The sequence below is a fragment of the Phaeovulum molybdatiresistens genome (assembly GCF_023544865.1).
Lineage (GTDB): Bacteria > Pseudomonadota > Alphaproteobacteria > Rhodobacterales > Rhodobacteraceae > Pontitalea.
The window spans coordinates 1-8,561 of the sequence record NZ_JAMJFX010000055.1 but is presented as its reverse complement, the minus strand read 5'-3'; the positions used below and the strand labels follow the sequence as shown (position 1 = coordinate 8,561).

The following is an 8,561-nucleotide window of genomic DNA, read 5'->3' as shown; positions in this document are numbered from 1 at the left end:
CGGTTCTCCATCAAGGCATGGCCGATGAAGCACAGCATGGCCCCGGTGCCAGGGGACTTCTTGTAGAGCCGGGCATCCGGGTCGGTGGTCGAGGCATGGGTGGCATTGGACCGCTTCTCGCCGCGGAAGTCGACTTCGGCATTGCGGTTCTGGCGGCTGGGACGGGGCATCGGAGCGGTCTCGGAAACGGTTGGTTCGGGGTGGTCTTTGGCGGTTGCGTCGGGTCCGGGTGGGCTGCCGGCGTCATCGTCGGGCGGCGTGTCGGAGCCCTTGGGCCGGAAGCTCTTCATCGAGGCCCAGGCCTTCACCAGCGTGCCGTCGACCGAGAAGTGATCATCCGACAGAAGCGGCGCGACATCTCGGTCGTCAGCAGCCGGTCGCGGTTCTTGGTGAATACGGTCGGCACCCAAACGGCGTCGTCGATGCCGAGCCCTACGAACCAGCGGAACAGCAGGTTATATTGCATCTGTTCCATCAACTGCCGCTCGGAGCGGACCGAGAACAGGATCTGGAGCAGGCTGGCCCGGATCAGCCGTTCCGGCGGGATCGAGGGGCGACCGAAATCTGTGTAAAGGGCCTCGAACTCGGCATCGAGGCTGGCCAGCGCCTCGTTCACCACCTGCCGGATCTTGCGCAGCGGATGCCGCGCGGGGATGCGTGCCTCCAAGTCGACATAGCTGAACAACGACCCACTCGTCTCGTCCGTCCCGCGCATCATAATCCCCGCCGTTATCGTGCCGAGGGTGAATCATGTTCTCAAACCACTGTCGAGCCGGGACTATTTCAGCGGCCTGTTAGGGGCGGCATATGCAGTTACCTCCGCACCTCGTTGTCGCGATCCGAATGCGCCGCAGTCGCGTCCGGCGAAAGAGAGGCTTGCTTTCCGTGATGCGCAGCTCTGCCGAGCTGCGCCGGTTTTAAAGCCCTTTGACCCAATGCGCGGCCACCGCCAACTTCCCTGGCGCCCCGCAGCATCGTGTGCCGGTTGTGTCGCCCCCTTACTCCCGGAGCCGATTACTGGTCGCGATTGCGCCGCAGAAGCCTGCCTATGAGAAATGACGTCCTTGGGACATAAACATATCCGCTGCGGTGGGCAGGGGCGGGTCGTGCGCGCATCCGAATGATGCCAAAAACCACAAGCGCAACGTGCGACAGGGCCAGGAAGCCAAACATTCCCGGCGGGCGAAAGCTTGCGATGAGCAGGGACGCGATGACCGGGCTGGCCGTTGCGCCCACCGCGTAGAGGAAAAGCAAGGCAGCGGAAAGCTCGACCCGTTCATCGCTTTCGGCGAAGTCATGCGCATGAGCGGCCGCGACTGAGTAGATCGGAAAGGTCGTGAAACCAAAGAGGGATGCGGAGAGGAATATCGCGCTTGCCGCGAACCCCTGGCTCAAAAGGGTGATCACGCAGGCTGCGGCCGAGGCTACCGATAGCCAGATCAGGACAATGCGTCGGTCGAACTTGTCCGCAATCCAGCCAACCGGGAGCTGCGCGACTGCGCCGCCAAGCACATAGGAAGCCAGGAAGAAGGCGATCCGTTCAGGTTCAAGTCCCACCAGGACACCGTAGAGCGGCCCAACCATTCGGAACGCCGCGCCGCTGATCCCGGAGACGATGACCCCTGCCACAGCGAGAGGTGAGCGCCGCCACGCGAGGCCAGGCCTCAGACGGGGGGCAGCACCTGCCTGTGGCGCCTCGGCACGAGAGAGAACCAAGGGAAACAAGGTTGCACAGCAGATCAGCGCAAGGATGTTGTAAGAAACATAGGTCGCCGGCTCGACCACACCGATCAGAAGCTGAGCACCAAGGCTTCCGAAGATGTCGACGACACGGTAGACGCCCATCGCCCTGCCGCGCGTCTCGTTCGTGACCTTGGATTGCAACCAGGCCTCGATGATCGTGAAACAGCCCGCCAGCGCCATCCCGACGGCGATGCGCATCAGCATCCAGGCGAATGGATCGAGAAGCATCATATGCGCCATGATCCCGATCGTCCCCGAGGCGGTGAAGGCCGCGAAAGCCCGGGAGTGGCCGACCTCGCCCATCAGGCGCGGGGCCCACCAGCATCCAATGAAGAACCCGAGGAAATGCGCAGAACCCAGAAGACCGATCTGTCCTTCGGAAAACCCCAGGAAGGCCCCCGATAGCGCGTCCAGCGGTGCCGTTCCGCCCAGGCCAAGCAGCAAAAGCAGCGCAGAAAGAAAAAGGGACGCAAAAGAAACCAGCAAGGCCGTGGGTCAAAAACTCTTTGGCGGGCAGTAAGGTGATCCCGCGATTCGTGATGTTTCACGAAGTGCAAGGTGGCGATGCTTGACGCCCGCGTCCAGCGCCCTGGGACAGGGGCCAGATCTTGCGCGTTCCCCTCCCTTCTCGTCGGGTCGCAGCATTGCCGCGTGGCAGAGATGATCCGTCCTCCCGCCGCCGGACCGCGTGCATCGCAGGCGCTTGGCGCCACACGCGCGCCGCTGAAGCAATATCACCCTTGATACCGAGAGTCGGAGCGGCGCCGCAGGCCATCAGCCCCCGTCGCCGCTGCTCACCTCGTCAATCGACACCTCTGCGAAACCGGTCCGATATCTTCCGCGGTGTCAGGCTTCCCGTCAGCCGGAAGCGCGCTTGCCCGGCTCCGCCCCGGGATAATCCGGGCCACGCCCCTGAAACCCGTCGTCACACGCGCCCGCACGAGGGGCCCGCGGGCCCCCGCCGCTCCTGGTCATTCCTGACGCATCGCGGACGCGGAACGATCCGAACGTCTTCGCGCTGCACCTGCCGGGCCGGAAGCGGTGCTATCGGCCCTTCATGACAGCGCCGACGATCGCGGTAAGAATGGCGCCGCCTGCGCCGCCGCCCACCACATCGCCAAGCAGGCCGCCCATGGCGCCGCCGGCGGCGGGATCAGCGCCCGCCGCGCCGCCAAGAACCGCGCCGAGGATCGACCCCCCGGCCACCCCGCCGATGGCCCCGCTGAGAAGCTTCGGCAACTGCCCCATGGCGGCGCTCTTGACAGCCACCCCGACCGCTTGGCCGCCGACAATGCCGGTCACAATCTGGATAATGATCGGAACGATACTTTCTATGGCGAACTCCTCCCTCAAATTGCCCCCGCACGACCGGGTCGCGGACTGGCTACGCCCTGCCTTGACAATGCGTCAATCCTTTCAAGGCTGAACCGACTCTTTCCCGAAAGGCTTGACCGGAATGCGATGGACGACGGGCCGGACCTTGTTGCGCTCAGACCGGTCACAGGTCTCGACAACGGAATGGATCGCAGCCATCCGCTCCGGTCCATCGGCTCGCCCCGGTTTTCTGAGGGGACGTTGGTCTTCGCGGTCTCCGGTTCCGTCAGATCGCCGCGGATCGTGTCCTTCGTAAGAAGATCCGGGTCCGGGGCGACACCAGATTTTGTCTTCAGCTCCTCGTCCTATTGGCTGATCACTTCGTTACGCTTTCCCATCGCTCTCGCCTGTTTCGACCCGGGTTTGCCAAATTACCGAAACGATAAAATTTGGCCGATTGAGGAAGATGCACGGCGCGACCCATCAATGCCGATGTCAGGTGCCGGGGAGCGCCCGGGCAGAATGCCCGTCCGCCGCTCCCCGGTCGGCGGCAGACCGAGCCGGGCGCGATCCGGCCGCCGTCTTGGTGAGTACGCCGAGGCGAACCGCCCGATGCAGACCCATCGCGACTAGGTCTCCCCCGGCCAGGTGCTGCGCATCCCCTGCGGGAAGGCCTGAGCGCCGGCAGAGCCGCGGGCGATGCGTTGCGGCGTCCTTTCCGCAACCGGGCGGTCCCTCCGCGCGCCCGCCGATCTTCGTGATGGGCCGCTGCGACGCGAGCGCCGCGGGTTCTAGGACGGCGTCCTCTGCCTGCCCGGCTGACGTTTCCTGGTTGTCGCGCCCCGGGACTGCGCAGCCCGGATGTCGCGGGGGGATGGTCAGCGTTATCGGGCATTCGCCGGGGATTTGCGATCAGCTGGCGCGGCAGGTGAGGCGATAGGCGAGGAGGCCCACGCATTCCTTCACGGCGCGTAGGCGCTTCGTCCAGAGCCCGAGAGTCCCGATCAGGAAAAACCCAGCAAGCCAGCTCTCTGGGCGGTCAGCAGCCAGATCAATTTCGAGGCGAGGAAAACCAGGCTGTCCAAGACGTCAGTCAGTGGCGGGGCGGGGATGGATGCGGATGCCGGGGGCGTCGTCGGGGCTGCCGATGAACTCGATGCCGGCGGCTTCGAGGGCGGCTTGGATATTGGCCATCGTTTTCGCTGAGGAAGTTGGAATTCCTTCCGCCGATTCAATTCGTCTTATTGTCTTAGAGGCGACTCCGGCCTTCTCCGCAAGCATGTCCGCGGACATGTTGAGCGCAACACGTGCCATGCGAACTTGGACTCCTGTCAGCATTGACAAACTCCAAAATGTCCACTAAATAGACATTTATGACCAAATATATACCCCTAAATAAACAACACGACTGGCGCGCAGAATTCAAGCGCCTTGAGGGTGCCTATGCGCCGGCGACCATGAAGTCCTATTTCGCCGATGTCGGCGCCTTCGTCGCTTGGTGCGCAGCCAATGGTCAGGATCCCTTCCCGGCCAGCGTCGAAACCCTCTGTGCCTTTCTGGAAGCGGATGCCGTGTCGCATGTGCCAACCTCGGTGCGCCGCAGGCTCTATGCGATCCGCAAGATCCATCAGTTGCTGCGTTTGCCGGATCCGACCTGGGACGAGGAGATCAACCTCACCTTTCGCCGCATTCGTCGCCGGAAAACCTCCCGCCCGAAACAGGCCAAGGGTCTGACCCGCGACTATCTGGACCGGTTCCTCGCCGTTCAGCCCGACAACCCCTGGGGACTGCGTAACCGGGCCATGCTGTCTCTGGGCTACGATCTTCTGACGCGTCGCTCGGAACTGGTGGCCCTTTCGACCGATGACATCGACCCTCGCCCGGATGGCACGCTCCGGGTGCTGATCCGGCGCAGCAAGGCCGATCAGGCAGGTCTCGGTCGGATCGCTTTCACCTCGAAGCGCACCGGTCGCCTCCTTGAGGACTGGCTGGCCTGGCGCGGTCCTGACATCGCGCCGCTTTTCTGCCCGATCTATCAGGGCATCGCTGTCAATCGCGCGCTGAGCGACACCACCGTGAAGCGCGTCATCAAGACCGCGGCGCGGAATGCCGGGCTCGATCCCGAAGACATCGACGACTTTTCCGGGCATTCGATGCGCGTCGGCGCGGCTCAGGATCTCCTGAAGGCCGGCCATGACACGGTCGCGATCATGCGGGCAGGGGGCTGGAAATCGGTCAATGTGCTCGCGCGCTATCTCGAACATGCCGAGCACAACGTCTGGCAATGATCCGGGCGGCCTTGTCTGAATTCCGGCCCGGATCATCCGCCACCGTGCCGCCCGCGCGCGGGCCGTCCCGCGCCCAGTGCGGGACGGCCGCCATGTGTGTTTGATTGTCAAAGAGCAGGGGGAAATTGTTTCGGGATTTTCTTGAAAACCTTGGCCCGTCCCCGACAGGCGCAGGCTTGGCCGTTACACGTTGCCGCTGAGGCGCGAAGGCGGAAAGTCTACCTCCTCTTTTGTGAACACCCGTTTGGGCCCCGAAAAGAGACCGTGGCGCTTCGGAAGGCGCGCATTAGTCGCTGTGAGAATCTCGTAGAGCATATCAAGAACGGCGATTTTCCTGACCGATCGGAAGCACAACTGGGTCCGGCGCCGGCCGTTGCGCACGGTGGTGGTCATTGAGCAGATCTCCAGCGTATCGAGATCTTCCGGCGTGGCCCGGGCCCAGTCTAAGCCGATCTCACCGGTGATCGGATGTTGCAGGAGCAGATGGCCCTTGCCTTTGGTGAGGGCCCACAAATGCCTGAGAAGATCCGCCTTCAGCTGCTCCCGGTCGTCAGGTGGCGGGATGCGCAGCAACGTCAGTCGCGCCTGCACATCGCGGCGCTGCAGGATCACGGGCCAGATCTTTTGCGCCATGCGCACCGAATAACCTGCGGTGCGGGCGGCGCGGTAGCCGTTGAAATGGGTGAGGTAGCTTTGCACAAAGGCTTCGTGGTGCTTGCGCCGCAGGGGAGACGACGACGCCCCCCGCGCCACGGTTCTGGACGGGCCTGCCACCGGGCGCTTTGCGGAAGTCCCTCTCCTGGTCATCGGAAATCCCCTTCCGCCCGCGCCACCCCGTCCGTCAAGGACACCAGCAGCACTTGCTGCGCCTTGCGGCGTTGCGCATAGGCTTCTGCGTGATAGCGACTGACGATCCGCAAATCGTCGAGGATCTCTTCAAGTTCATACCCGCTTACCATCCGCGGCATGCTGGACGCGGGCAGCTCTGGCGCAGTCCGCGCGTTCAGAAAGGCGTCCAGCTCGGTCTCAAGCGCCAGACGCACCTCCTCTATGCGCTTGAGCAACGCCTCCGCCTCGGCAAGACGGGCCACAGCCAGCGGATCGGCGCGCCCCGGCCCGACATGCGCGACAATCGCCGCACGTATGCCGGGGAGGTCGAGGGGCAGCGCCGCACTGGTCAGCCCATGCTTTCGGGCGTTCTGGGACACGCGCTTGCGTCCTTCCGGGGTCTGCGGTCCAGAGCGCTTGCGCGGCTTTTGAGAAGAGGTAGGCACCACCATCGCTCACTCCACCACTTCGGCATCTTCGATCGGGCCGGTCTCGGCACGTTCGGCTTTCAGCTCGCGATATTCCTTGCGCAAACGTGCGCGACGGCGCTCAAGCAGGGCCAGTTCTTTTTCGACGGTGGACAGAGTGTCGATCCACGCGACGAAGACATCGGTCAGAACGCGCTCTTCATCGATCCCGAGCTCTTCAAGGGTCCGGGAGACCTCCTCCGAGCCGCGGACCCAGGCGCGCACCAGATCAACGACCCGCTCATCGGGAAAAGCCGGCACGGCCCGTTTGATGCGGGTCGCGATCTTGTCGCCCGCATAATGGCGCAGGATCGCATCGCGATGACGGCGCAACTGCAGCGTCCGGACCTCATTCGCGACGATATTCTCGGCCACCAGCCGCTCGTAGCGGGTGCGAGGCTTCAGTTCCTCCAGAAGCTGCAGCTCCAGCGCGGGATCGGCGATGGTCCGAGGGAGACGAACCGGGGTGGCCGCCGCGGCAGCTTTCAGATCGAGTTTCGAAGACGGTTTGCGCGCCATGGTGCGCCCTCCTGGCAGCTGACGATGTTCGACGTAGTGTGACAGAAGGGCTATCTAAAATCAACATATGGTGTTGGTAAGGCCTGAGTATACATATATGTTGATTTTTACGCGCAAATTTTCCTCAACGACACACTGGAAAAATTCGGGCCGGACCCCATTGATCGCGCTCCGTCGGCGCGGCGAGACGGATCTCCCGTTTCCTTGAACAGGGCCCTTGATGTCAGGACAGTCTCGAACATCCTGAACCTGCCGTGCTTTCGGCCGCGATGGCGGGCGATCCGTGCGATCGAGGCGGCGACTGGTCTCGATCTGCCGGAGGCTGGGGAAACGGTCCCGACGACCATCTCTGATCTCTTGCCCGCGTTGATGCGACAGACACGCCCCGCGACGCGCATCGTGCCCGGCAGCTGGGCTGGTTCCTGCACAAGATGGGCTGGGTTGCCTATGTCCGCCTTGTCGACCGGGTGGAAGTCCTGCGCGCCTTCGCAGCTGCCAAGCCTGCGACGTTCAGCCTGGTGGCGAAAAGCTTCGAGACCTGAAAGTGGGATGCCCTGGCGGCGATCGCCAGCGCGCGTGCCCGGGCGGGGGACATCGCCGACATCGGTGGGATCCACGCCACGGTTCGTTTCGTGACCCGGGGGAGCGGCCTGCCACAGGATCTGAAGGTCAACGCGGGCAACCGACTTTGGCCGAGATCGCAGGGGCATCACCTGATGCTCCTGATGACCTCGCGCGATCGCCGCATGGCGGGCAGCGCCCCCGGCGAGGCGCAGCGTTCAAGAGTTGCCCAGCACCAGGGCCGCGAGGACCAGATAAGTCAGCTGGTGCAAGAGCTGATCCGCCCCCATCAGCACCCAGAACCCCTGGCTCGAAGGCGCAGGCACCCATCGGCCGGCGGCTTTGCACCTCGCGTAATCGATGTGGTAATGCACCACGCCTTCCAATGCGGCGACCGTCAGGGCGAGGGCAAAAGGCTCATCCACTGCCAAGAGGACAAGCAGGCTCAGCCCGGCGTGCATCCCTGCATGGGCAATGCCCCCGGCATGGCCGTAATGTACCTTGTTCCGCACCATCCAATCCGACTGCCACACGAAATCCGCCAGCAGGTGCTTGACCTGCAGCAGCGACAGCAAGATCAGGATCTGGATCGGGTCGGTCATCGGGGCAGAGGCTCAGCGCGCGTCGTCCACAGCGCCCAATCCGGCCTGACAGCTGGACTCTTGCGGCGGCCAGCAGATCGGAAAGTCCAGCCGGGGCACCTCTAAGAGGCTGATCCGAAACTGGTGGAGTGAATTCAGCAGGTTGTGATTCTGTTCGGTTGCAAAGCTGAACGGAGATCACGATGGCCTGGACCGAATTCACCCGCCCCCGATATGAGCGCAGCGGTGGCAGATACGCA

General features: G+C 63.6%; 8 protein-coding genes and 1 pseudogene. 1 reads left to right on the top strand and 8 read right to left on the bottom strand.

Annotated features, from left to right (window positions below; translation table 11 throughout):
• The 4 genes and pseudogenes from MXB90_RS17375 to MXB90_RS17355 all read right to left on the bottom strand — a co-directional run.
• Window positions 1-715: pseudogene (locus MXB90_RS17375) on the bottom strand (transposase); the annotation flags it as partial.
• 299 nt (window positions 716-1,014) lie between these two features.
• A complete protein-coding gene (locus tag MXB90_RS17370; RefSeq protein WP_250046676.1) occupies window positions 1,015-2,229 on the bottom strand; it encodes an MFS transporter in 1,215 nt (404 codons plus the stop codon).
• A 558-nt stretch (window positions 2,230-2,787) separates the two neighbouring features.
• Window positions 2,788-3,096: a hypothetical protein gene (locus MXB90_RS17365; RefSeq protein ID WP_250046675.1), complete on the bottom strand. Its 309-nt coding sequence runs from the start codon at window positions 3,094-3,096 to the stop codon at window positions 2,788-2,790.
• A 1,050-nt stretch (window positions 3,097-4,146) separates the two neighbouring features.
• Complete coding sequence (locus MXB90_RS17355; protein WP_250046674.1) at window positions 4,147-4,371, bottom strand: helix-turn-helix domain-containing protein; 225 nt, start codon at window positions 4,369-4,371, stop codon at window positions 4,147-4,149.
• Window positions 4,372-4,430: 59 nt separating this feature from the next.
• Here MXB90_RS17355 and MXB90_RS17350 point away from each other — a divergent pair, with 59 nt between their 5' ends.
• A complete protein-coding gene (locus MXB90_RS17350; RefSeq protein WP_250046673.1) occupies window positions 4,431-5,345 on the top strand; it encodes a tyrosine-type recombinase/integrase in 915 nt (304 codons plus the stop codon).
• A 183-nt stretch (window positions 5,346-5,528) separates the two neighbouring features.
• Here the strand turns inward: MXB90_RS17350 and MXB90_RS17345 are convergent, their stop codons facing one another.
• From MXB90_RS17345 to MXB90_RS17330, 4 genes are all read right to left on the bottom strand, one after another.
• Window positions 5,529-6,152, bottom strand: coding sequence for a terminase small subunit (locus tag MXB90_RS17345; protein WP_250046672.1), 624 nt, complete (start codon window positions 6,150-6,152; stop codon window positions 5,529-5,531).
• Window positions 6,149-6,625: a hypothetical protein gene (locus MXB90_RS17340; protein WP_250046671.1), complete on the bottom strand. Its 477-nt coding sequence runs from the start codon at window positions 6,623-6,625 to the stop codon at window positions 6,149-6,151. Before MXB90_RS17340 ends, MXB90_RS17345 begins: the two co-directional genes overlap by 4 nt.
• Window positions 6,626-6,628: 3 nt before the next feature.
• On the bottom strand, window positions 6,629-7,159 hold the full coding sequence (locus tag MXB90_RS17335; RefSeq protein ID WP_250046670.1) for a hypothetical protein: 531 nt from the start codon (window positions 7,157-7,159) through the stop codon (window positions 6,629-6,631).
• Between the two features lie 779 nt (window positions 7,160-7,938).
• Complete coding sequence (locus MXB90_RS17330; RefSeq protein WP_250046669.1) at window positions 7,939-8,322, bottom strand: DUF3307 domain-containing protein; 384 nt, start codon at window positions 8,320-8,322, stop codon at window positions 7,939-7,941.
• Window positions 8,323-8,561: the final 239 nt, after the last annotated feature.